This is a genomic window from Haloferula helveola, assembly GCF_037076345.1.
GTDB lineage: Bacteria > Verrucomicrobiota > Verrucomicrobiia > Verrucomicrobiales > Akkermansiaceae > Haloferula > Haloferula helveola.
This window is the reverse complement of the sequence record NZ_AP024702.1, coordinates 1,150,399-1,175,575: the sequence shown is the minus strand read 5'-3', so window position 1 is coordinate 1,175,575 and position 25,177 is coordinate 1,150,399. Positions and strand designations below refer to the sequence as shown.

The window sequence follows — 25,177 nt, the reverse complement described above, 5'->3', positions numbered from 1 at the left end:
CCCGTTTGCTCGGCGAATTTGCCTTTCTTTGACGAATGCCGCCTTCGGACTTCGCTACCCTCAATTGTTATGAAGCACGCGCTACTTGTTCCATAGCTCATGCTGAGGGCGATCGTCGCCCACGGGGAACCGACTTCCGCCGAATCATCTCCGACTCAGAAATCCCCGGCAAAGGCTGACGGAGAGGGCCGCGCTGATGCGAGGGGAGAATCCGAGCCAATTGGAACCGGGCGGAAGTGAAGGGGGCTGACCTCTCCGTTCGGAAATCTCTATTTCTTCGGCAAGGCCTTGCTGATGATCCGCGCGACCTCGTCGCCCTGGGCGGTGTAGCCGGTTTTGTTGTAGTGGACGTTGTTGGGCTTGGTGCACCACTTGCCGTAGTTCGGCAGGGTGAAGGCGTGCAGGTCGTTGATCCGAATGTCGGGGTGCTTCTCAAGCACTTCCATGGCAGCGGCATTGTAGATCTTTCCCGTGCCTTCGACCCGGATCTTTTCTCCCTTGGGGACCGGTGTGGTGGTTGCGAAAATCAGGGTGGCATCGGGTGCCGTTTCCTTCAGGTAAGCGATGATCTTCTCAAGGTTGGCCTTGTAAGCCTCAACCGAATTGATCGGGTCCGAGGTCTGTTTGTCAGGCAGCCGCTTGAGGTCGTGGAGCCCGACATTGAAATGGATGACGTCCCACCCGAAGTCCCACGGCTTGTCCAACATCGGGTCCTTCATGGTCTCGAGCATCCTGGTCATGTTCTCGATGAGGGCGCCCGAATGACTGCCGTTGGTGTGGAGCCGGTAGACATTGGCTTTTCCTTCCAACCGGGTCCTCACCCGGTCCGTGTAGGCGATGGAAATGGAGTCGCCGTAGATCAGGACATTCGGGAGTGATGGATCGTTCTCAACGTAGGCGAATGCCGGATTCTTCATCAGCCTGTCTCCGACGAGTTTGTTCCATTCCTCTTCGGCCGTTGCTGCCAAAGCGACCGAGGCCATGACCATGCAGAGAATGGTTGCTGCGACGGATTTGGGCGGATGGCTCTTTCGGTTTCCAAGCATGACCGGATTCAACAGGCACGGTTTCCGGAGTCAATCGATCACTCAGGCAGGGCTTTACGGTCTCGTCTTCAGGTGTCGGCGCCGGAAACGACCTCTGGCTTCCATTGGCCGTAGGTGGGGCAGGCGGTCAGCCTGATGCGGTGCGATGCCAAAAGAAACGCCGGCCCCGTCGAGCGGAGCCGGCGTTGTGAGTGGGTTGGAGTGCGGATCATTCGGTGGCCGTCAGGCGACCGAAGAGCGTGCCTCCGGAAGCCGCAGCCGAGCCGATGGTCGCCACCACCGAATTGGTCGGACTTCCCGCGGTGACCACGAAGGTCACGTCGTTGTCAGGCACTATATCGGTGGCATCCGGCACCTGGTCGACAGTGGCGAGCCACGGATCAGTTGCGCCGATGTCGCTGCTGTGCTCGACCCGGAGTTCGGCGGTGCCCCGGTCGCCCGAGGGCAAGCAGTTGAAGGTGAGCACCAGGCCGCCGAGGCCGTCTTCGGTGACGGTCGGAAGCGCACCATTGGCGTCGTCATCCGGGTTGTCCACTCCGAGAAGGAAGGCGAGCCCGTCCTGGACGCCGTCGCCGTTGGTGTCGCCCTCGAAGGTCACGGCACCCAGCGTGCCGGTGGCCGCCCAGGTGTCGAACGGGTTTCCACCCGGCAGACCGGTGACTGCGAGCACGACGTCATTGCCGCTCAGTTGCAATTCGAAGTCGGCGTCGCCACCCAACACGTCCGTAGCGGTGAGGTCCGCTCCGTCGAGAGTGCCGGTCAACCCGCCACTGCTGATCAGGGTGTAGGTGCCGTTCTGAAGGCCACCGAGGTCGGTGAAGTTGAAGTCGCTCAGGCCGAGTGCTCCGCTGCCGATGGCCAGGGTTCCGGTCACGGCGATCTGGTCGCTGGCTGCGACGGTATCGAGTTCGAAATCAAGAACTCCCGCACCACCTGCGAGCGCCGAGATGTCGAGGTCGCCATCAATGTCGAGCGTGCCCACCGAGGAGCCCGGGGCAAGGTTGGCTCCTGCGGCAACCGTTACGCCTGCGGCTGTGACCGTGCCGGATCCGCCGAGCGTTCCGCCATTGACGTCGAATGCGCCATCGGCGGTGAGCGAGCCGTCCACCTGAAGCGTGCCTCCTGTGACGTTGACCGTACCAGTCCCGTCCGGATCGCTGTCGTCCGAGTCGAGTGTGCCAGCGACAATCAACGTGCCGTTGTTGACCCGAAGATCATCCGCAGTGGTCGTACCCCCGAGAGTCCAAGTGCCGGCGTCATCCTTCCACAGGTCACCGGGAATGATACCTCCGGTCATTCCGGCCTCGACCTCGCCATCACCCGAACCTCCAAGAGTGAAGCGGCCTCCATTGTTGCCGCTGCTACGATTGATGGTGAAGGGCTCGGTGAACTTGAGCAGGCCTCCTCCGGTGTTTCGGATCTCCTGATCCGCGCCGGAGTTGAAACTCACTGCCATCACGCGGTCGGTCGTTTCTCCCGGACCCGTGTAGATCAGGGTGCAGTTTCTGACATTCGTGCCGGAACCCAGGATAATGGTGCCCGCCGCCGCGTCGGCCGGAACGCCAAGCGAACTGCTGGGCATCTGGGGCGGGGAGGTGACACTGTTGAGGGAGGAGACACTGAGCGTCGGACCGCCCCCACCCGATGCGCGGATCTCCGTCTGCCCGGTGTAGGTGTTGGCGCCCGTAAGCGTCATCGTTCCGCTGCCGTCCTTGTGGAGGCTTCCGTCACCGCTGATCACACCGCTCATGGTCACGGAGTTGTTGCTCCGGTCGCGGAAGGTGGAACCCGCGGCGATCGACACATTTCCGGGATAGCTGGATCCGTTCAAAGATCCGGTGTCGCCGTTATTGCCCAGTTGGACGGTTCCATTGAGGATGGTCAGGTCCCCGGTGATGCTGTTGTTGGTTCTCAGGTAGAGGATTCCGGATCCGTCTTTCGTCAGCCCCAAGGTGGCGGCACCGCCGTCCTGGAAGGTGCCGAACCAGCTCTCGTTGGAGGAATTGTTGACCGTGAGCGTCGCAGCGGTGGAGGCGTTGCCGTTCTCCACCGTCGGACCTCCGCTGTTGACCAGACTGTCGACGGTCGAGTCGAAGCCATTGAGTTGGAGTGTGCCCGGGCCCTTGAGGTCGAGCGTATAGCCGGAGGTCAGGGCGCTGTTCAGCGTCAAGGTGCCGCCAGCCCCACCAAGCAGGCGGTAGGTCGTGCCGCTGGGGGTCAACGTGCCGGTGTAATCCACCGTGCCGATTGCACCGAGGTAGGCGTCGGTAAGGCCCGCGGCATCGAAGTCGAAGTCAGCGGTGTCAACATTGTCGGCTGCAATCGTGCCGGTTGATGCAGGGTCAACCCGCGCGAGTACCGTGGGGACATCGCCACCGGTGATGGATCCCGCAACGCTGAGAATTCCGTTGGCTCCGATCGCCACGTTGGCGCCTGTGCCGTTGATCGATGCCAGCGTGTCAAACTGGGTGATGCCACCATTCAGAGCCATCCCGCCGTCGGCGGCGCTGTTGTCACCGGTCAGGGTGAGTTGGCCCGCTCCGTCCTTGGTGAAGAGCTCGGTATCGGTGGCGTCGGTGATCGGTATGTCGATCGTCAGTTCCGCACCCGATGCGACGACCGCCGGGGATGAGGTCGCCAAATTGAGTGCGCCGGAGGTTCCATCAACGAGGCTCACCGCGCCTTCCTCAACGATCAGTGCGCCGATGTCCTGGGCCCCGTCCACGGTGACCGAGTAGGTGCCGGTCGCATCCGCGCCGGCGGCGAAAATGGCGATATCCCCCGGAGTCCATGCCGCGACGGTTCCAGTGCCATCGGGATCGGGATTCCAGTTGGTCGTGGCGGCATCCCAGGTTCCGGCCGGAGTAGCCCCGCCCGACCCGGGAGTGGAGCCGTCGATATCCCAGTAGGCGATATCGGTGGCGTAGGTGACTTCCACCTTGACGTTGTCGATCGTGGCGGAGGTGGTGGCGCCGAAGAAGCGGAGCGTCACATCGTGGCCGAGCACCGCGGCGTCGGCAACCGGATCGACGGTGTAGCTGAAGGTTTCCTGCTCGTAGGTCGCTCCCGTGTCGGCGCTGCCGCTTGCAGACGCGAGGACACTGGTGGCGAGACCGTCGTTGCGTGCATCATTTCTGCTGCCGCCGTTGACCGTGTAGAGTTTCGCCGACCATGGCGTGCCCCCGTTGTGGCCATCCTCGACCACATCAAAGGTGATGGTGTAGGTCGCGCCGGGCACCAACGCGCCAATCACACCTTCCGCGGTCGTGATGCCGGAGTTGGTGTAACGGAAACCCCAGGCTTGTTCGCCGGTAGGATCGGTGAAGTCGCCATGGCTCTCATCAATCAAGCCCTGACGAGTCGCTCCGAAACCCTGGTTTGCCTTCACCCAGAGGGTTGAGTTGATGTCTCCGGAGGTATTGCCGTCGCTGTCACCGGCATCCACATCGGGGGTCTGCGAGTAGGCTCCGGTGGTGTTGTCAACGGTGGCGTCATTCGCACCGTTCTCGAAATCGTCGAAGAAGACGGTGGTCTGCGCATGGGCGCTCGCTAGGACGGAAGTGGCCGCTGCCACGAACAGGTTTATTTTTGATTTCATTGGTAGGAGGCTGTCGGTGACCCAACTCTCGGAGGACGGATCAAACAACAGAAAAGGCCCTCGCCAACCTGCCCCAATTAGGGTAGGTTTTGGTATGGGAGCCTTGAAGGTCTCGACGATGGCTGAGCAGGTGGCGGGTCATCTTCGTGGCGAGCTTGAGAGGGGGCGTTGGAGAGGGTTGATGCCCGGTAGGGACAAGCTCGCCGAGGAACTCGGCGTCAACCGGAAGACGGTGGAGGCGGCTCTGGTGAAGCTTGAAGCGCAGGGGGTCTTGGAGTCGCAAGGGGCGGGACGGCGGCGCCTTATTCGGAAGTCGGGGAGGGCGGACGCCAGGCGGATGTTGACGATCGGCCTGCTCTTCCACGATGCGGATGACCCGGCGCAGGGCTTCGTGATCGATGCACGACACGAGTTGACCGAGAAAGGCTATGCGGTGGTCGAAGCTCCGCTGAATCTGAAGAGGCTCAATATGGATCGAAAGCGGGTCGCGCGGATGATCGGGCGAATTGAGGCGGACGCGTGGATCGTTCTTGGAGGCTCGCTCGAGGTGCTGGAGTGGTTCGTGGGGAGGGGGAAGCCGGTGTTCGCCCTCTTCGGGCGTCGGCGTGGACTGGAGATCCCCGGCGTGGGTCCGGACAAACCACCTGCCTATGCGGCGGCGACGCGGGAGCTGATAAGGCTCGGACATCGCAGGATCGTGCTGATGTGTGGGCCCGAGCGAAGGATTCCCGAACCCGGGGCCTCGGAGCGCGCCTTTCTTGCCGAGCTTGCCTCTCATGGGATTGCGCTCAGTCGGTTTCACCTACCCGACTGGGACGGAAGCATTGAGGGATTTCATCACCGTCTGCAGTCGTTGTTCCGTGTGACTCCGCCGACCGCGATGATTCTCGATGAAGTCCGCCTCTTCGCCGCGGTTCAGGCATTTCTTGCAAGCCGTGGTTTGAGAGTGCCGGAAGATGTGTCGCTGGTCTGCACCGACCATGATCCGTGGTTCGAATGGTGTCGGCCCACGATTGCCCACATCCGCTGGGATACCCGACCGGTGGTTCGTAGGATCGTGAACTGGGCGGGCAATCTCAGCCGGGGCCGGAGTGATGTCCGCCAGGTCGAGGTGCCGGCCGAGTTCGCGCCGGGTGGCACCATAGGGCGGGCGCCGAAGTAGGCGGGCCCGCCTTCGGCACCGGGTCTGAGCCTGTGAGGAAGGAACCCAAGCGGCGATATTTGCGGTCTGGTGTCCGGGCGTCGGGAAACCTATCGGTTGGCGAGGTCATGAAGCGCTCCCTTGTTCTACTGATGGTTTTCTCGGTGTCCGGTCCGTCTCTCGCCGAGACGGAGCCGGCACGTGAGATATGGAAGAAGCACATCATCCAGCCGGACATCGCTCCAGGGGTGAAGGGTCAGCCGACGCAGATCAACACGGTCGTGGCCGATGATTTCGACCGGGATGGGCACATGGATGTCATGGCCTCCTTCCTGGGTAAGGTGACGCTCTACAAGGGGCCGGATTGGACGGCCAAGGTGGTGATGGCGGAAATGCCCAAGGACCGCACCGGCCGGATCGCGGAGCGTGGGTGCATTCACAGCACCCTGATGGATGTCGATGGCGACGGGGATCTCGATTACATCGGGTCCAACCGGATGCTGTTCTGGTTGGAGTGCCCGGAGAAGCCCTTCGAGCAGGATTGGAAGCGTCGCATGATCCACCTCGAGGTGAATGGGGCGCACTGCGTGATCACGGCCGACGTCGATCGCGACGGCAAGCCCGACCTGATCGCCAACTCATGGCGGGACAGCGATGAGAGCACCGTGCCGAACTCGATCGCGTGGTTCCGGGTTCCCGAGGATCCCAAGGCGGAAGGTCTGTGGACGGCCCACTTTCTCGCCGACGGCGATGCTCCGGGCCGGAACCACTACCACGGCTTCGGGGACATGAACGGCGATGGCCGCGGCGACCTCTGCAGCGGAGCGCCGGTGGGCGAGTGGTTCGCGTGGTGGGAGCAACCCGAGGATCCCACAAAGCCGTGGAAGAAGCACCTGCTCTCCGATGATGACCCGGGTGCCACCAATATCCTGCCGGTCGATCTCAACGGGGATGGCGATCTGGATTTCCTCGCGAGCCGCGGTCATGGCGACGGCGTGCTTTGGTATCCTGCCCCGGATTACAAGAAGACCGAGATCGATCCCACCCTCGCGGATCCGCACAGCCTGGCGGTCGCCGATCTCGATCAGGATGGCGATACCGACATCGCGACCTGCAGTTGTGTGCAGGACGGTCACGCCGTGTGGTATGAGAACGACGGCAAGGGCGAGTTCACCCGTCATGTCCTTGAAGAGGGCCAGGAGTCCTACGACCTGAGGCTCGTGGACATGGACAGGGACGGCGACACCGACATCCTCATCGCCGGCCACGGCAGTCGCAATATCGTGTGGTACGAGAATCCTCTGAAGTAGACCGGAACGCCCCGTGGAATTCGAAAAAGGGAGAGCCTTGGTGAAGGGAGCGATCCTTGCGCTCACCGTTTCCAATTGAGCTTGAAGGGGGAAGTGATCGGAAGCTAGTTCAGGGATGATGCTCTCTTCCGTGCAAGCGACCGCGATCCTGCTATCGGGAGTCTTTCTTTGTGCTCTGTCGAGTTGCTCGGACGAAGTGCCCGGGAAGGGGAATGAGAACGTTCAGACTCGGGCTTCCCTGACTGAGGGGCAGAGCAAGGTGTTGGAAGACCTTCTCGGCAAGAAGCCAGCGAAACCGGCGCCATTGTTTCTCTTCACCGATCCCAACAAGGATCCGGACGATCTCAATACGCTGGTCATGTTGGACTGGCTGGACCGACAGGGGTTCGTGGACCTTAGATGTGTGGTCACGACGCTGGGCGGGTTTGAAACCCGGGAACGTCGGGCGAAGTTCGCCTTGTGGGCGCTCCGGAACCTTGAGTTGGAAGGGGTCAAGGTCGGGATCGGGAGCGACTATGACATCGAAGTCAGGGACGAAAGCGGCTCCTTGAACGTCAAGGCGACCGAAAGCCGGAAGAAAGATCACAATGGATTCAATGCGACGCCGTTCGGACTGCCGGAAAACGGTTTCGCAAAGGACGGAGCATCCTTGCTCCAGAGTGAAATCGCAGCTGTGCCTGACGGTGATGCCGTGCTGCTGGTCAACGCGGGCATGGTCGATCTAGCTGGCTTTCTGAAGACAGCTCCGGAACTGGCGAAGCAGAAAGTCGCGAGGGTCGTCATCATGGGAGGGATCAATTCGGAGGCCGAAGAATCCGGTTTCGTTTCGGCCGACCGGCGAGCCTACAACAACACGACGGTGCAGGGTGCGGCCGACTATTCCTACGCCAAGATCCAGGAGCTTGGGCTACCTCTGGTGGTGGTGACCAAAGAGGCCGCCTATACTGCTCCCGTCGGGCGCGAGTTTTACGAAACCATGGCCGAAACCGGTCACCCGATAGGGATCTACCTCCGCGATCAGCAATACGAATCGTTGAAGCGCCTGTGGACGGGGGTTCACGAAGGGCATCTGCCGCCCGCGCTCACGCCCCGGTGGTTCATTCAGACATTCACCGAACTGGATCCCGATGGGATTAAGGAAGCTTCTCTCACCGTCGAGGATTTCGATTCGGTGTGGGAGCATGTCACCAAGTTCAATCTCTACGATCCGATGGCGCTCCTCGCCGCAACACCGGGTGTCGGGGATTATCTTTTCCAGAGCGGGAAGCCCGAAGGAGTATCGGGTGATGTGACCGTGATAAGCCGTGAGTCGATCAAGGATCCGTCCAACGCAATCGACGCCTTCTCGGCCTTGGTGCTGGAAAGCCTGGCTCCCTAGCTCGAAGCGAGGGGATTCCTATCTGCCTTGGCGTCGGTGGCGACTTTGCGGTGAATCGGGTCCTGCCGGGACTCCTCGCAGCTTTTCCGATCCTCGTTTGGACCGAAGCAGAATGACAATGTCCCGAGATCTGCTAATGACTGGCATGCGCACCATCCGACACGCATCCGCGCTGGCTGCCGCCGCCCTCGTTCTCCCGTCATTGTCGCCGCTCCTCGCGGAGGACTGGCCTTCATGGAGAGGCCCCGCGCACACCGGTAGCCGGGCCGGCGAGAACTACCCGACCGAGTTGAGTGACGAGAAGGTCGCTTGGAAGATCGCACTCCCCGGGAAGGGCGCGTCCTCGCCGGTGGTTTGGAAGGACCGCATCTTTCTCACGGCACCTGCGGACGGCGTCGATGCCGCGCTGGCATTCGATCTCGACGGCAAGGAGGTCTGGAAAACCGTGTTCGGCCCAGAGAGCAAAGCCAAACACATGAAGCTCGGGACCAGCAGCAACGCCTCGCCGGTCACCGACGGAACCGGGGTGTTCGTTTACTTCAAGAGCGGCACCTTCGCGGGTCTCGAGATGGACGGGGCCGTCCGCTGGAAGCGCAACCTGGTCGAGGAGTTCGGTCCGCAGGAGCTCTACTGGGACCAGGGCAGCTCACCGGTGATCATCGGCGATCTCGTGATCCTTTCCCGCCTTCATGGCGGTGACTCGTGGGTCGCGGGGTTCGACAAGACAAGCGGTGAGATCCGCTGGAAGCAGGAGCGCAACCTCGACGCGCCGGCCGAGAACGACCATGGCTATTCCACGCCCATTCCCTTCCGTCACGGCGACAAGGACGCCCTGCTCGTTTGGGGCGCGGACCAACTGACGGCCTACGCGGCCGACGACGGTGCCTTGCTGTGGTCCTGCGGTGGCTTCAACCCCAAGGAAACGAAACTCTGGCCACCCATCGCGACACCGGTGATCGCTGGGGACATAGTGGTTGTTCCGGTCGGGCGCGATGATCGCAAGCAGGCATCGACCCATGCGGTCCGGCTCGGTGGAAAAGGCGATGTCACCGCGACGCACCGGGCTTGGGAGCGTGATGATTTCGGAGTCTTTGTCTCGAGTCCGATCGAGTATGAAGGGCGGGTCTACCTGCTACGCCACAAGGGCGAGTTGGTTTGCCTCGATCCGAAAACCGGCGAGCCGTTCTGGAGCGCCCAGCTTCCCCGTTCCGCGGTGCCGTATTACGCCTCTCCAGTGATTGCGGGCGGCATCCTCTACGCACCTCGTGAGGACGGGGTCGTGTTCTCCGCCCGGATCGGCGAAAGCTTCGAGCTCCTTGCAGAGCACGACATGGGCGAGCAGATCCTCGCCACCCCGGTGCCGTTTGATGGGAAGCTGTTGATCCGCACTTCCGAGCACCTGATGTGCGTGAAGTAGGGCTGCTTCTGAAGCGGCTAGGTGAACAAGCGAAACCGTTCGAGGACTTGCCCGTCCGTCGTCCGATAGCGTGGGTAGATCTCGGCAGCCAAGCAGGAGTGGGCAGGTAGGATATACACGGTCTGCCCCAAGCCGATCTGATCGAAGACCTCCCTTGAAACGTGGATCTTCGACACTTCCTGGCAGCAACTCACGATCCGCGCGTCTGTCAGCGGCACCGGCTTCCAGCCATCCGAGGCAGGCAGGGCAAGTTGCCCGAAGACGCGTTCGCCATCGATGATAACGGAGTCCTTCGAGAAGTGAACGGAGCCTCCGTAAACGACCACCTTCAGGTCCGCTTCGTATTTGCCAATGACCGGGCAGGCGATCGCCACGGCGATGTCTTCCGCGCTGCAGGACCCGATCTGCGATTGCACCACATCGTAGAACACGAAGTTCCCCGGTCGCATCTCATCGACTCCATCGAATGCCTCCGCGAGGCTGGCCGAAGGGGTATCGCCCATGGAGATCCGAGCGCTTGTGCCGTGGGCCTGAAGCGTCTCCTCCAAGTGCAGCATGCGTGTCCGGCCTTCTTCGAAAAGGACCTGCACTTCTTCCCGACCGCGACACTCGTAAGTGTGACCGGAATGGGTGAGCAATCCGCAGAACTCCAGAAGGGCCGAGCTTTCGATCAGCTTCGCCAGTTCTAGTAGCCGGGCTTCGTCATTCCATTTGATGCCGACCCTGCCGTATCCGACATCCACCTTGATCCACACCGGACACGCGACCGTCAGCCCGTCATTCAGCGCGCTGGCCGTTTCGAGCGAATCCACGAGGACGTTTAGGCGGATGCGCTGCGCCAGCTGGTCGATCTCTTCGACCTGCCCGAGGTTGACCGGTACCGCCAGTGTGATGTCATCCCAGCCATGCCCGGCAAAGTAGGTCGCCATATCCAGCGAAGACACGGTGATCGATCGGACGCCCATCTCCCTGAACAATTCGCCGATGGCGGCACATTGGTGCGTCTTGAAGTGCGGACGGAAAGCCACCCCGTGTCGCTGGAACTTGTCGAAAATGCGGGAGACATTTCTCGTGGCCTTTTCCAAATCCACGATCAATTGCGGTTTCTTCAAGGCAGGCGCTTTGAGATCAGGAAGAGTCATCAGGGGCAGTCCGGGAGGTGTGATTGCGAGGCTGGGCGGCGTGGCCGGGCCTGTCGAGTTTCACCGGGACCGGCGTCGCGGCTTTTCAATCGAAGCGCCTTGGGCGGAGTTCGGTTCGGCTCTCCTTGGCGAACTTTCGCGGTTCGCTGAGAGCATTCGCACCTCATCCGCGTAGCCGACCCATGCCTCGCCTCTTTGTCGCCTTTCTCCTCAGCCTTTCTTTCGCATCTGCCCACGAACACCAGCACTTCGTGGTCGCCAACCAGCCCGACGAATCAGCGCCCTCGGGCGGTGTCATTCCCACGCTCAACACCAAGGGCGACGTCTACAAGACCGAGGGGCCCAACGACTTCGAGATCTACGGCACGACCGTCGGCGACAAGAAGCTGATCATGGTCTACACCCACTTCAAGGACCTGGGTGAGCCCAAGGAGACCACGCAGGAGATTGAGGGAAAGATGTATGGCGACGGCCGCTTCCTCGACATCTTCCACCAGCAGTCCTACGGCAAACTCAAGCTCGAGATTACCCACATCCACGGCTGGCGCGAGATGCCGCGGCCGCAGAAGGAGAACGATCCGGTGACCACCGAGGGCCATCGCCAGATGTTCGTCGACATCTTCGGGCTTTATCCGGAGATCAACTTCTTCGATTACGACTACATCGTTGCCAAGTTGCCCGGACGCGGGAACTTCGCCTTCGGCGAGCGTGAGGACCGGGCGATTCCCTACCGTGATGGCTTCATCTTCCATGCCGTCAACATCGGCAGCAACAACCCGGGAGTGCTCGCGCACGAAGTTGCCCACTGCATGGGGCTCCCCGACATCTACACCTACGGCAATCTCCAACCCAAGAACCCCGCCGGCCCGTGGGACCTGATGTCGAGCGGGGGTGGGGCATCAGGCTTCATCGGCTGGCACCGTCACAAGCTGGGTTGGATGGATGACGACCGCAAAGCTTACCTGACCGAGGGCAGTCATGAGATCGAGCTCACCCCGCTCGACGCCGAGGATGGCGTGTCGATGGTCGTGGTGCCGGTCGATCAGGCCAAGGGTCCCAGCAAGGTGTATGTGATCGAGATTGGTCAACCGCCCATCCCGCGGAAAGGTGACGAGCCATTTCCCGCCGGGGTGCTGATCTACTCGGTCGATGCGACCCTCGCCACCGGCAAGAATCCGGTTGTCGTTTACGGGCGCGACGGTCTCAAGGAAGGCGCGACCTATCTCACGGGGCACGCTTTCGAAAACGAAGACGCGCCTCTGAAGGTCGAGGTTGGCGATGCGTTGATGGGCGGAGGCTTTGAGGTGAAGGTGGCGGTTACCCGTTAGGTGTAAGGCGGTGTTCCATGGGCTTGAGCTCGGGAAGGCGTAACGAATTCAGACTACGGGTTTCGCAATTCCCGTCAGTTCGTGGCTTGGCGAGTGGCTCATAATCTCGGTTGGCAGGAAAATGTCGCAGATGGCATTAACCTCCGACGGGGCGTCTGGTATTGCTCTACTACCCATGCCCGCCTTGGCGGGATCGCTAACCCATGTTCGAGACAGAGAAAGCCCGGGACGCCGAGTTCGTCCAGCTGCTGATCAAGCATCAGCTGCAGCTGCGGGCTTTCGTGTTGTCGATGATGAAGGGTTCTCCCGATGTGGATGACATCGCGCAGGATGTGAATGCCCTGATCTGGGAACGGCGGGAAGGTTTCGAGTGCGGCACGAACTTCCGGGCCTGGATGTTTTCGGTGGCTCGCTTCCGTCTCCTCGCGCATTGGCGGGATCAGAAACGGCGAAGGGAGTGGGTGTTTTCCGAGGAGGTCTGGGAGTCGCTGGCGGCGGAGGCCGAGGAGCACCTGGCGGTGACGGATGAGCGGCATGTGATCCTGCGCCAATGCATCCGCAACCTGCGACCCGCCGACCGAGGTCTCGTCCTGAACCGATATCTCGGTGAGGACACGCTTCGCGAACTGTCGGCACGCACCGGGCGCCCCGAGGGCAGCCTGAAAGTTTCGTTGCACCGGATCCGGGGACTGCTCCGGACCTGCATCAGCCGAAAACTCAACCCGGTTCCCGACACCCCATGAGCAGGCGCTTTTCCAGAAGTTCCGGCCGCGGAGAGACTCCGCTGCACCGGTTGCTTTCCGAATTGGAAGCGGGAACGCTTTCGCCGGAAGACCACGCACGCCTTGAGGAACTTCTGGGCACGTCCCGGCAGGCACGGCGCGAGTATTTCCGCTACTTCGAACTCTCCGCGATCCTGCATCAGGAAGCGGGCATGGAGCGGGAAGAGGGCGTCCTGCCGACCTTGCAGTCGGACTGGGCTTCCCGGCGGATGGTGCAGCGTTCGCTGATGGCGGCCGCCGCGATCCTGATCCTGGTGGCGGCCCTCATGACACTCCTCAAGTTGCGGGCGCCGACTCCCGAAGCCATTGCCCTCGAAGCGACGCCCGGCGCGCTGTGGTCGGTTCGGTCCGGCAGTGGGGAAGAGGAATCGCAGGGCCGCGGGTTCGAGGCCGGGACGGTGTTGGTGGTATCGACAGGGGTCGTGTCGGCCGAATCGGCGGCAGGCACCCAAGTCCTCGTGCAAGGGCCGGCCCGTGTGAAGGTGCTCGGACTGCGACACTTCGAACTCGAGGAAGGCTGGCTGTGGGTGGACGCGAAAGCGGATCAGGAATCGGTGCGGATCGAAGTCGGTCCCTACGTGGTGCGCGACATCGGAACGCGCTTCGGGGTCCGTCATGTCCCTGATGAGGGAATCGAGGTTCATGTCTTCGAGGGTGAGGTGGAGGTGAGCAACCAGAAGGGGGAGCGCGTGTCGCTCCTGCGCCCCAAACGCATCGCGTTCCGCCTCGATGCGGAGAGTGCCCTCGTGCCGATTCCGTTGGGATCGGATCCGTTTCCCGGGATTGAAGATCTGCTGGATGCGCCTGCCAGTTATCGCACCGTAATCCGTGGCCAGCACCCCGCCGCGTATTGGCAGCTCGACGAGTCCGAGCCCGGTCCGATCCGGAATGTGGTGAGCGGCGAGGACCACGGGACGGCGGAACCGGATGCCCGTATGGGTCAGCCTGGTGTGCGTCCGGCCGACGGATTCGGTGGCTTCAACGACAAAAATCTCGGTGTGCGTCTGCCCGGCTCATCGGTGCGGTCGCTGCTCCGTGGCATGGATGGCCCGAATGGCGTCTCTCTACGCGAGGGGGCCGCTTCCTTTTGGATTCGGCGCGATGCAGACATGACGCAGGGCGAGATCCTGTGGCACGCCGGTGAGACGAGTTCGGGCGGCTTCGGCCCGGAGCTCGAAATGCAGGCATTCCTTTCGGCGGACGGACGTCTCGGATTCTTCATCGAGAACGGAAGGCACGATGTTCTTCTGAAGTCGCCACGGTCCTATGCGGACGGTGATTGGCATCACGTCGCCGTGTCCTGGAACAGTCAGCAGGTTTCGCTCTATGCCGACGGTCTATTGGCGGCCATCGACACCCTTCCGCGTCGAGACGATTCGAACGTCTTCCGGGGCATCGAAGTCCGCTTCGGGAAGCCCGGCATCGTGGCCCATAAGGATGGCGGCAAGCCTGACCTTCAGTCCTTCCATGGCTGGGTGGACGAGGTGGCCCTCTGGGACCGTGGACTCGCACCGGCCGAGATATCCGCCCAGTTCCGCGCGGCCCGGCCCGCGGTCCCCGCGCCCGATTGACCGGCACCGCCGGAGTCTTTCCCAACCCGTATCACTCCAAACGAACCCCAAACCCATGAAACCCAGACCTAACAACCCCATCCTCCTCGTGCCGCTTGCCATGGCGGTCACTCTCTCCGCCAGCGCCCAGTGGGCCTTGGTGGACAACTTCGAAATTGGCTTCACGCCGGGCAACGACGTCAACGGAACCAGTGGCTGGACCACGCCGACCGCAGGCCGGGCGTTCGCCGACAGCGACCCGGCAAGCTCCGGCCGTGGTACGGTGGTGCGCTTCGCGACCGGAGCGACCGCGGCCCTCTACAAGAGTCTCGGCGTCACCAACACCATCCCTGACGGCACGACCGGCACTCTCTTCTTCGAGGTCTATCTCGCGAACGGCGGGGGCTCGAACATGAACGGAGGGATGACGATTGATGCCGCTCCGACCACCTTCGGAAACTTCAGTCCGCAGTTCCGGCTGAACGGCCAGGAGATCTCTCCGCGCGACGGAGGTGGCTTTGTCGATACCGGCCTCTTCGTTGATCAAGGGGCATGGTTCAAGGTTTGGATCGTGGCCAACAGCACGACCGACCAGATGGACGCCTACGTCGAGTGTGTTTCCGGCGGCTTCGGACAGCAGCAAGTGGCGAACGACTTCGGCTTTCGCAAAGCGGCCGGTACGGCCATCCAGAACGCCCTGTTCCTCCAGAGTTCGGCCAACCAGACCTACTACCTCGACAACGTTTACATCGACAACAGCGGGGAGAACCTGAGCGACCCGACGGACAGCGATTCTGACGGGATGGATGACTTCTTCGAGGTGACCTATTTCGGCGACCTCTCACGTGACGGCACGCTGGACTTCGACAGCGACAACCTCACCGACCTTGAGGAGTATCAGAACAAGACCGAACCCGACAACGACGACACGGACGGTGACACGCTGCTCGACGGCGACGAACTCGCTGGAACCTCGAACTCCTTCGACGGCACTCCCACGGATCCGCGCGACCCCGACAGTGATGGCGACGGCGTGGATGACTTTGAGGAGAACGGTTCGCTGAACGGAGAGTTCGCGAACGCCGCGACCGACCCCAACGATCCTGACACCGACGGGGACGGCCTTTCGGACAGTTTCGAGCTGGCCAACAACAACAGCGGCACCGCCCTTGATCCGAATGACGATGGTTCGGGCGACCCGACCCAAGCCCCGGGTGGAGACCGGGATGGTGACACCCTGAGCAATATCGACGAATTGAATGGTGTCCTTTCCGGAGTCCAGACACGTGCCGACCTCAGCGACACGGATGGCGACGGCTACGACGACAATGTTGAGAACAACACCGGCTCGTGGACCTCGGTGACCGCGACGGGAACCAACCCGGTTCTGGTGGACAGCGATGCGGACAGCATCCCGGATGGTAACGAGAATCCGGACCTCACTTTCCAAGGCGCGGGAGTGTTTCCCAACAACAGCGACCCGAACCTGGTCGACTCGGACCTCGATTCGGTCACCGACCTCGTCGAGATCGAGGAGGGCAACGATCCCTCCCTCAACACCGACACCCCCGTCGGCGCGGTCGGCTTCCGACTCATCGAGAGCTTCGAGTCGGGATACATCGCCGGGCAGACGCTCGATGGACTGAACGGCTGGAGCATTGAAAAGCCTGCTTCCGTAACCGTCGATAATGATCCCGCCGCGAGCGGTCGGGGTCTGGTTGGAGTCGCGTCGCCCGACGGCGAGTACGACATCGAGAACGCCCTGCGTGGCTACCAGATTCCGGAAGGCCAGGTGGGCACGATCTACTTCGAGGCCTACATCCCGGGAGGCAGTGCCAACATCAACCTCGGGGCATCGAGTGAGTCGACGCCCAGCAGCTACGGCTCCTACTCGCCGCAGTTCCGAATCACGGCGGCGGACCTCTTTCCGCGCAACGGCGGCGGCTTCACCGATACCGGTTTCGACGCACGCGTCGGTCAGTGGATGAAGGTCTGGCTGGTGGTCGACAATGCCACCGATACGAGTGATATGTACGTGCTGAGTCCGGAAGGTGAATTGGGCCAGGTCCAGATCGCGGACGACTACGGATTCCGTGTGGCGTCTCCCACGGCACTGCTCACCTTCTTCGCGGTCCAAGCCGGCGGACAGACCTTCTACTTCGACAACGTCCACATCGACCCGAATGGTCAAAACCTCGTTGATCCCAACGACACCGACCTCGACGGTATGGATGATGCGTGGGAGATGGTGAACTTCGGGGATCTGAGCCGTGACGGCACGCTCGATCTCGACAGCGACAACCTCACCGACCTCGGCGAGTACCAGAACGAGACCGATCCGAACGACCCGGACAGCGACCTCGATACGCTCTTGGACGGTGACGAAGTGGCCGGCACCTCCAACAGCTTCGACGGAGCTCCGACCGATCCTCTCGCGGCCGACAGCGATGGCGACGGGGTGGACGACTTCGAGGAGAACGGGTCGCTGAACACCGCTTTCGCGAACGCTCCCACCGATCCGAACGCCGCTGATACGGATGGTGACGCCATCCCTGATGACTACGAGTTGGCCAACAACACACCCGGCACGGCGCTCGACCCCAACGATGACGGCAGCACCGATCCGACCCAAGCGGCGTCGGCCGACCGGGACGGCGACAACACGATTCCCGCCAACCCGACGAGCAACCTCGACGAGTTCCTCGCCAACCCGCAAACGCGTGCCGATCTGGCCGATACCGACGCGGACGGCCTGAACGATGGACAGGAGGACAATTTCGGAAGCTGGTTCAGCATCGACGCGACCGGCACCGATCCGACCAACCCGGACACCGACGGCGACGGGATCCTCGACGGCGACGAGAACTTCGACCTGGCCTCCTTCCCGGGACAGGGTGTCTTTCCGACCAACTCGGATCCGAACCTTGCCGACACCGACGGTGACAGCTTCCCCGATGACCGCGAAGTGGCGGACGGCAGCGATCCGAACGACAATTCCGACACCCCGGCCCAGCCGAGCGGCTTCCAGCTCGTCGAGAACTTCGAGGGTCCGGGCATGGTGATCGGAAACACCTTCGACGGAGTGAACGGTTGGACCGCCAATCAACCGGGTGTTCTGGTTGCGGACGAGCCGATTGCCGGAGGGGACCAGATCGGTTCGATCGAGTCGTTCGACGGCTCGGGAAGTTATGCGGTCTTCAAGTCGCTCAGCGACCTCGACCTGCAGGTCCTCGGAGATGGTGTGAACAGCACCGGGACGCTCTTCTTCCAGCTCTACTGCACGACCGATCAGGTGAACCACAGTGTCGGTCTGAGTGATGTGGACTCGCCCACGACATTCAGCGACTTCGAGACGCAAGCCGTGGTTTTCAACGGCGAGATCATCCGGGCCCGGGACGCGGCGGCATTCGACGATGTCGGTGCGTATGCGGCTGGCGAGTGGTACAACGTCTGGATCGTGGCAAACAACGCCACCGACGAGATGACCCTCTACTGGGAGACTCCAGTTGGGGAGACAGGTCAGGTCCAACTGCAGGATGGGACGCTGGATGGGGTGTTCTCGTTCCGGAACGGGACCACCGAAGCACTCCGGACGCTGCTGATCGTTTCCGCTGACGGGGCCGGCAACAACCAGCCGATCTACATCGACAACATCTACATCGACCCGACCGCGGAGAACCTGACGACCCCGGCCGCCGCCAAGCCGGCGCTCGGCGAGTTCAAGGTCACCTCGGTGATTCGAAATGGACTGGGGGATCTCGAGATCACTTTCAGCCCGGGTGGTGCGGGTTACATCCTCACCTCTTCTCCCGACTTGCAGGCAGCGTTCACGGAAGAGGCTGCCGCGACTTACGACAACATCGACACCTTCACGGTGCCGAAGGCGTTCCTCGATGCCAACCCGGACAAGTATTTCTTCCGGGTCGAGGACACGCCCTAACCCCGCTGAGCGAAGTCGATTCGCCCCCTTGTGATTCCCTCCCCCTCTTGCGAAGGGGGAGGGTTCTCCGGTCGACCCACCTGCCACCTTCCAAACCCTAGCTTCGTTCCCACCATGTCAAAGCGCCTGATCTCCGGCCTTGCCGCGTTCGTTGCCTGCCTGCATCCCCTGTCCGCCCAGTTCGTGCTTCTCGAGGATTTCGAGAGCGGGTTCGCGTCGGGCTCCACCCTCGATGGGGTGAATGGTTGGAGTGCGGGAGATCCCTCCCGAGCCCTTGCCGCCAATGATCCCGGTTCGTCGGGTCGCGGCATGGTCGGGCACTCCGTGCAAGGAGTGCAGGATCAGGTGTTTCGCGCTCTGGGCGGATCGTCGGAGATCGGCGACGGGGCGACGGGAACGCTGTTTTTCGAGATCTATTTCCCGGCTGCCGGAGCGGGAACCGCCAACGTGAGCATGGGACTCTCGGACGTCGGAACCCCGAGCGGATACGGAAGCTTCGAGGCCCAGTTCCGTTTTTCCGGATCGGATATCTTTCCCCGCAGCGGAGGCGGCTTCACCGATACCGGTTTCGATTTCGACACGGGCACCTGGCTCAAGGTTTGGCTGGTCGCCAACAACGGCAGCGACGAGGTCGACATGTATGTCGAGAGCCCGAGCGGGAGTGGCGGGCAAGTCCTCGTGGCGGACGACTATGCCTTCCGTAATGGCACCTCTGATCCGCTGTCCACCTTCCTCTTGGTTCAGAACAACGGTCAGGATGCCTACTTCGACAACATCTACGTGGATCCGGCCGCGCAGAACCTGACCGACCCGGTCCCGCGGGACAGCGACAACGACGGGCTTCTCGACAGTGAGGAGGACTTCGGACTCGGAAGTTTCCAAGGCCCCGGCGTGACTCCGGCTTGGTCGGATCCGGGCAATCCCGACACCGACGCCGACGGCTACCTCGACGGCGTCGAGGTCGTCGCCGGGACCGATCCGAACGATGCCGGCAGCGTGCCCGGAGGAGCGATCGGATTTCAGACCCTCGAAGACTTCGAGGACCCCGGCTTCGTGACCGGATCGACTCTGGACGGAGTGAACGGGTGGGTGGTGGACGACGGCACCCGCGCCCTCGTGGCGGACGACCCGGGGGCGGCCGGCCGCGGCAAGGTGGGGAGGCTGATCGGGGGAACCCGAAATGACGTCTTCAAGGACCTTGGAGTCTTCCGCATTCCCCACGGGGCGGTAGGAACCGTCTTCTTCGAGGTCTATTGCAGCGGGACCTCCAATGTGAACTTCGGTGCTTCGACCCAGCCGGCCCCGGACAACTACGGGGCCTTCGGTCCGCAGTTCCGCATCTTCGACGTGGATGTCTCGCCTCGTGATGGCGGCGTCTTCACCGACACCGGCTTCGACGTGCGGACCGGGACGTGGATGAAGGTGTGGCTGGTGGTGGACAACGCCAACGACACCATCGACGCCTACCTGCAGGAGCCGGACGGATTGAGCGGCCAGGTCCTTGTGGCGGACGACTTCGCTTTCCGGGTCAGCGACGCGCTGGACCTCGTCAATTTCCTCGCGATCCAGGGCACCAGCGGGGATGTGTACATCGACAATCTCGCGATCGACCCGGGCGGCGTGAACCTGACCTCACCGACCGATGCCGATGGAGACGGGATGGATGACTCGTGGGAGGTGGCGAATTTCGGTGATACCACACGGGACGGAACCGCCGACTTTGACTCCGATAACCTAAACGACCTCGGGGAGTTCGTTGCCGGGACCGATCCGCTGGATACGGACACGGACGGTGACACGCTCCTCGACGGCGACGAGGTGGCGGGGACGAGCAACTCGTACGACGGTGCTCCCACCGACCCTCTCGCGTCGGACAGTGATGGCGACGGGGTGAATGACTCCGAGGAGAACGGTTCGCTCAACACCGAGTTCGCCAATGCCGCCACCGACCCGAACGACGCCGATACGGATGGCGACGGCATGGATGACGGATACGAGTTGGCCAACAACACGCCGGGCACCGCACTCGACCCGAATGACGCGTCCGGCGACCAGGCACCCGGCAGCGATCGGGACGGCGACAGCCTCTCCAATCTCGATGAGTTCTCGGGAAGTTTCTCCGGCGTGCAGACCCGCGCCGATCTCCCGGATACCGACGCTGACGGATTGCCGGACGGAGTCGAGGACAACACGGGGACGTGGGTATCCGCCGCGCAGACCGGAACGAATCCGGTGTTGCCGGATAGCGACGGCGACGGCCTGCTCGACGGGCAGGAGGACTTCAGCCTCGTCGGTTTTCCGGGGCAGGGGGTGGTGCCGACGAATTCCAATCCGAACGAGATCGACAGCGATCTGGACGGGTATTCCGACCTCGCGGAGATGACCGGCGGGTCCGATCCGCGCAATGCCGGCTCGGTGCCGGCCGGGGCGGTCGGGTTCTTTCTGGTGGAGGACTTCGAAGTCGGGCACGCCGTTGGCCTCAGCATTGACGGAGTGAATGGTTGGAGTGCCTCTGCTCCCTCACAGGCTTTGGTGGCGAGCGATCCCGACTCCGGACTTCGTTCGCAGGTGGGGCATCTCATTCATGGCGGCACCAGCGTGATCGATCGGGCGCTCGGCGGCGCACGCATCGGTGACGGGACCACCGGAACTCTTTTCTTCGAGCTGTTTTTCCCGAGTGATGCCGGCCTGGCGAACCTCAGTCTCGGGCTTTCCGACGTGTCGGCGCCGACGACCTTCTCGGATTTCGAGGCACAGTCGCGCTTCTATCAGACGATCCTGTCGCCGAGAAACGGATCGGGCTTTACCGACACGCCCTACACGTTCCGGCAAGGCGAGTGGATGCAGGTCTGGCTGGTGGCCGACAACGCGACGGACACGATGGATCTCTACATCGATTCCCCGGTCGGATCGTCCGGACCTGTCCTTGTCGCAGACGACTTCGCGTTCCGAAACGGCACGGCCAGCCCGCTCGAGCAGCTGCTCCTGATCCACGCACCCGACAAGGACTTCTACATCGACAACATTTTCGTCGATCCGGGCGGACAGAACCTCGACGTCCCGCCCATCGCCGGTTTCGAGCCGGTCGCGGTCGAGGACGCGGTGGAAGTTGGAGTGACCGGATCGATTCGCTTCGATCCCCTCGCCAACGACACCGGCAGCATTGACGCGGGCTCCGTCACGGTGGTGACGGCTCCGACCTCCGGCACTGCCAGCGTCGACGCGTCCACCGGCGAGATCGTATACAAGCATACCGGATCGGGCGCCGGTGCCGACGTGTTGCGTTATCGAATCGAGAACCCCGGCGCCACGCTGAGCTCGGAGGCCGACGTGCTCATCACGATCAGTGGCGAGCTCCGGCTCGCAAACGTGACGGTGGATATCCCGCTCGATCCGCCGGCCGCAGGAGTGGGCGAGTTGGTGGTCGAGGACGGACTGCCCGGGCTGACCTTTGCCAGCGCGGTGGCGATGTCCTCCGTGCCGGGCAATGACAACGCGCTGCTGGTGGCGTCGATCAATGGCACGGTTTGGTATGTCCCCGACACGACCGCGGCGAGTCCGACCAAGCATGCGATACTCGATGTTTCCTCGCTCTCGAATTACACACGGGGCCGGAGCATCTACTCGATCGAGCCGTATCCCGACTTCATGACGAGCGGGAATCTCATCGTAAACTACCAGGGTGATGGTAGCCGGCTTCCGATGAACGGAGGCACTTTCGACACCTCGGTGATTACGGGTCTCGACAAGAACGGGGTGAGCAACACGGAGATCACCTGTGACTTGCGCGTGTCCCGGTTCACCCTTTCCCCGGCCCACATCGCGGATGCGGTGGCGAACGGAATGAGTGCGGGCGAGAACGCCGCCGCCCTCGCGACCGAGCATCCGTTCATCAATATGGCGGAGCAGCACCTCTACCACAGCATCAACGACGCGAAATTCGGCCCGGACGGGTATCTTTACATCAGCTTCGGCGATGAAGGTGACCAGGGCGATCCTCACCGGAACGGCCAGCTGATCACCAAGGATTTCTACAGCTCCATGCTGCGCATCGATGTGGATCCGGCCTCCACCCATCCGAAGCCGAATCCTTACTATGCCATCGCGGTGGGTCCGCTGAACGGGGCCAACAGTCCGAACACGCCATTTACGGATGCCGTCAGCCAGGACCCGAACTTCCGGGTGCCGCCCGATAATCCCTTCATCCACACGAGTTTCGGAGGAGGCTGGTCCGGTGACTTCAATGGCCAGGATCTCACCGGTCAGCTTCTTTCGGTTCGCACCGAGATCTGGGCTCTCGGCCTGCGCAACCCGTTCAAGTTCCATCTCGATCAGGAGGATGGCACCGGCGAGACGGAGGCGTGGATCGGGGACGTCGGGAAATCGGACCGCGAGGAGTTCACCATTCTCAAGAAGGGGGAGAACGCGGGTTGGTCCTACTACGAGGGCGATATCGTGACACCAGGAGTTTCGCACGCCTCGATGCCGGCCGGCGCCACCCCGCACAAGGCTCCGCTGTTCGCCTATCCACACCTGAACGGAAACAACAGCGCGACCGGAGGAATCTACTATCGCGACAGCGAACTCGGCCAGCTCACGGATTCCTACGTGTGTGGTGACTACGGCTCGGGCCGTATTTGGAGCGTCCTGCGGGACGGGACGGTGACCGAACTGACCAACTTGCGCCTCGGGGGTGGTGACATCGTCGATTTCAATCTCGACCCCGTCACGAAGGACATCTTCGTCCTCGAGCACAGCCCGAGCGGTCGCGTGATGCGGATCACTGAACAAGGAGGCACGGACGACGAAGGTTATCCGGCCACACTGTCGGAGACTGGCGTTTTCGCCGATCTTGCCGACCTTTCTCCCAACCCGGGAGTCGTGGCCTACACCCCGAACCTGACCTTCTGGTCGGACGGGGCCGAGAAGCGCCGGTGGTTTGTCATGAAGGACCTGGCCGACACGATGGGCTACTCACAGGATGATCCATGGTCGTTCCCCGAGGGCATGGTGTGGATCAAGCATTTCGAATTCGACCTCGACCAGCAGAACCCCGGCACCAACGTGAAGCGGCTTGAGACCCGCATCCTCGTCCGCAATGCGGCGGGCTCCTACGGGGTTTCCTACCGCTGGAACGAGGCGGGCACCGAGGCGAATTTGTCGCCGACGGAGGGCGAGGGGTTCACGATCAACTTCACCGACGATGGGGGCGGCGCGCAGAGTTTCGAGTGGAAGATCCCGTCGCGGGCGGAGTGCTCGACCTGCCACACGGCGACCGCGGGACATGCGCTGAGTTCGAACACGCGCCAGTTCAATCTGGACGACATCATCAACGGCCAGAGCGGAAACCTGCTGACCCTGCTTTCCGACGGCGGTTACCTGAGCGGATTCCCGGGGAATCCGGAAAGCCTGCCGCGTCATTATCGGCCGGATGAGTCAGGTGTGAATCTCGAGGAGCGGGTCCGGTCCTACCTCGCGGTGAACTGCGCCTACTGCCACCAGCCCGGTGGCGGCGCACCGGACTCATGGGACGGTCGGCCGGAGTTGAGCCTCGACCTGACCCACATGCTCTACGGTCAGCCTGTGAGCGAAGGTACCCCCGACCTGACCGATCACATCGTTCGTCCGGGCGACAAGGCGAACTCGTCGATCTGGAACAAGATCAACGCGCGGACCGCGATCAACGGCACCTTCAACGGCTACTCGCAGATGCCTCCGCTTGCCTCGAACCGGTTCGACGAGGAGGGCATCGCGTTGTTGGAAGAGTGGATCGACAACTACGCCAACGTCCCGCCGTCCCACAGTGGGATCACGAATGTTCCGGTGACGGAGGGCAGTGTGATCGGCACGTTCGCCGGCACGGCTGACGCGACCGACCCGGATGTGCGGAGCGGCGGCAGCGACCAGGCGAACCTGACCTATGCGATCACCGGAGGGAATCCCGACGAGTTCTTCACGATCGACTCGCTCACCGGCGAAATCGCGGTGACCGGTTGGCTCGACCATGAAGAGTTGGCGTCCTACATTCTTCAGGTCACCGCTTCCGACAATTTCGCGCCGAATCCGATGAGCGTGACGACCGATGTGACGGTGAACGTGACCGACGTGGCGAACGAGGATGCCAATGCGAACGGACTGCCGGATACGTGGGAGGATTTTTTCAACCTCAGCGGGGCCACCGCGGGAGGAGATGGGGATAAGGACGGAGTGAGTGAGTTTTTCGAGTTGCTCACCGGCGGTGATCCGCTGGATCCCGTGACCCCGAACCAGCCGATCTTCGCGATGTTGCCCGCCCAACCGGTAGGGGATTCGCTTTACACGTGGCGCTACATGAATGGTTTCGAACTCGGAACCGACTATCTCCTGCAGGGCAGCGGAGGGTTGACCGGCTGGGGATCACTCGTGTCCGGGGTGGACTACGAGGTCGTCACGGACGTGGCGGAAGAGCCGGGCTACCGTCGCATGACGGTGCGGCTTCTCATCCCACCCGCCGGGCGCTATTTCCTGCGGCTTTCGAGTCCGTAACGAGCGGGCTGGCGACATGG

Annotated in this window: 12 protein-coding genes; 9 read left to right on the top strand and 3 right to left on the bottom strand. The window is 62.3% G+C overall.

Annotated elements, in window-relative coordinates; genetic code table 11:
* Nucleotides 1-269 precede the first annotated feature (269 nt).
* Both HAHE_RS04050 and HAHE_RS04045 read right to left on the bottom strand, forming a co-directional pair.
* Nucleotides 270-983, bottom strand: coding sequence for an SGNH/GDSL hydrolase family protein (locus tag HAHE_RS04050; protein WP_338688819.1), 714 nt, complete (start codon nt 981-983; stop codon nt 270-272).
* Nucleotides 984-1,254: 271 nt separating this feature from the next.
* Nucleotides 1,255-4,644: a beta strand repeat-containing protein gene (locus HAHE_RS04045; RefSeq protein ID WP_338688818.1), complete on the bottom strand. Its 3,390-nt coding sequence runs from the start codon at nt 4,642-4,644 to the stop codon at nt 1,255-1,257.
* 94 nt (nt 4,645-4,738) lie between these two features.
* Between HAHE_RS04045 and HAHE_RS04040 the strand changes: the two genes are divergently transcribed.
* From HAHE_RS04040 to HAHE_RS04025, 4 genes are all read left to right on the top strand, one after another.
* Complete coding sequence (locus HAHE_RS04040) at nt 4,739-5,806, top strand: LacI family DNA-binding transcriptional regulator (RefSeq protein WP_338688816.1); 1,068 nt, start codon at nt 4,739-4,741, stop codon at nt 5,804-5,806.
* A gap of 107 nt (nt 5,807-5,913) precedes the next feature.
* Nucleotides 5,914-7,095 (top strand): VCBS repeat-containing protein, encoded by a 1,182-nt coding sequence (locus HAHE_RS04035; RefSeq protein ID WP_338688815.1) that lies wholly within the window; start codon nt 5,914-5,916, stop codon nt 7,093-7,095.
* A gap of 115 nt (nt 7,096-7,210) precedes the next feature.
* The gene (locus tag HAHE_RS04030) at nt 7,211-8,473 is read left to right on the top strand and encodes a hypothetical protein (RefSeq protein WP_338688814.1); all 1,263 of its coding nucleotides are present in this window, start codon (nt 7,211-7,213) and stop codon (nt 8,471-8,473) included.
* Nucleotides 8,474-8,618: 145 nt separating this feature from the next.
* Nucleotides 8,619-9,890 (top strand): PQQ-binding-like beta-propeller repeat protein, encoded by a 1,272-nt coding sequence (locus tag HAHE_RS04025; protein ID WP_338688813.1) that lies wholly within the window; start codon nt 8,619-8,621, stop codon nt 9,888-9,890.
* A gap of 17 nt (nt 9,891-9,907) precedes the next feature.
* Here HAHE_RS04025 and HAHE_RS04020 read toward each other — a convergent pair whose 3' ends face one another.
* A complete protein-coding gene (locus HAHE_RS04020; protein WP_338688812.1) occupies nt 9,908-11,002 on the bottom strand; it encodes an alanine racemase in 1,095 nt (364 codons plus the stop codon).
* A gap of 212 nt (nt 11,003-11,214) precedes the next feature.
* Between HAHE_RS04020 and HAHE_RS04015 the strand changes: the two genes are divergently transcribed.
* The 5 genes from HAHE_RS04015 to HAHE_RS03995 all read left to right on the top strand — a co-directional run bounded on the left by HAHE_RS04015 (nt 11,215) and on the right by HAHE_RS03995 (nt 25,157).
* Complete coding sequence (locus HAHE_RS04015; protein ID WP_338688811.1) at nt 11,215-12,360, top strand: immune inhibitor A domain-containing protein; 1,146 nt, start codon at nt 11,215-11,217, stop codon at nt 12,358-12,360.
* A gap of 203 nt (nt 12,361-12,563) precedes the next feature.
* On the top strand, nt 12,564-13,103 hold the full coding sequence (locus HAHE_RS04010) for a sigma-70 family RNA polymerase sigma factor (protein ID WP_338688810.1): 540 nt from the start codon (nt 12,564-12,566) through the stop codon (nt 13,101-13,103).
* On the top strand, nt 13,100-14,713 hold the full coding sequence (locus HAHE_RS04005) for a LamG-like jellyroll fold domain-containing protein (RefSeq protein WP_338688809.1): 1,614 nt from the start codon (nt 13,100-13,102) through the stop codon (nt 14,711-14,713). The genes HAHE_RS04010 and HAHE_RS04005 overlap by 4 nt, the downstream gene beginning before the upstream one ends.
* 55 nt (nt 14,714-14,768) lie before the next feature.
* Complete coding sequence (locus HAHE_RS04000; RefSeq protein ID WP_338688808.1) at nt 14,769-18,632, top strand: hypothetical protein; 3,864 nt, start codon at nt 14,769-14,771, stop codon at nt 18,630-18,632.
* Nucleotides 18,633-18,746: 114 nt separating this feature from the next.
* A complete protein-coding gene (locus HAHE_RS03995; protein ID WP_338688807.1) occupies nt 18,747-25,157 on the top strand; it encodes a cadherin domain-containing protein in 6,411 nt (2,136 codons plus the stop codon).
* The last annotated feature ends 20 nt before the right edge of the window (nt 25,158-25,177 follow it).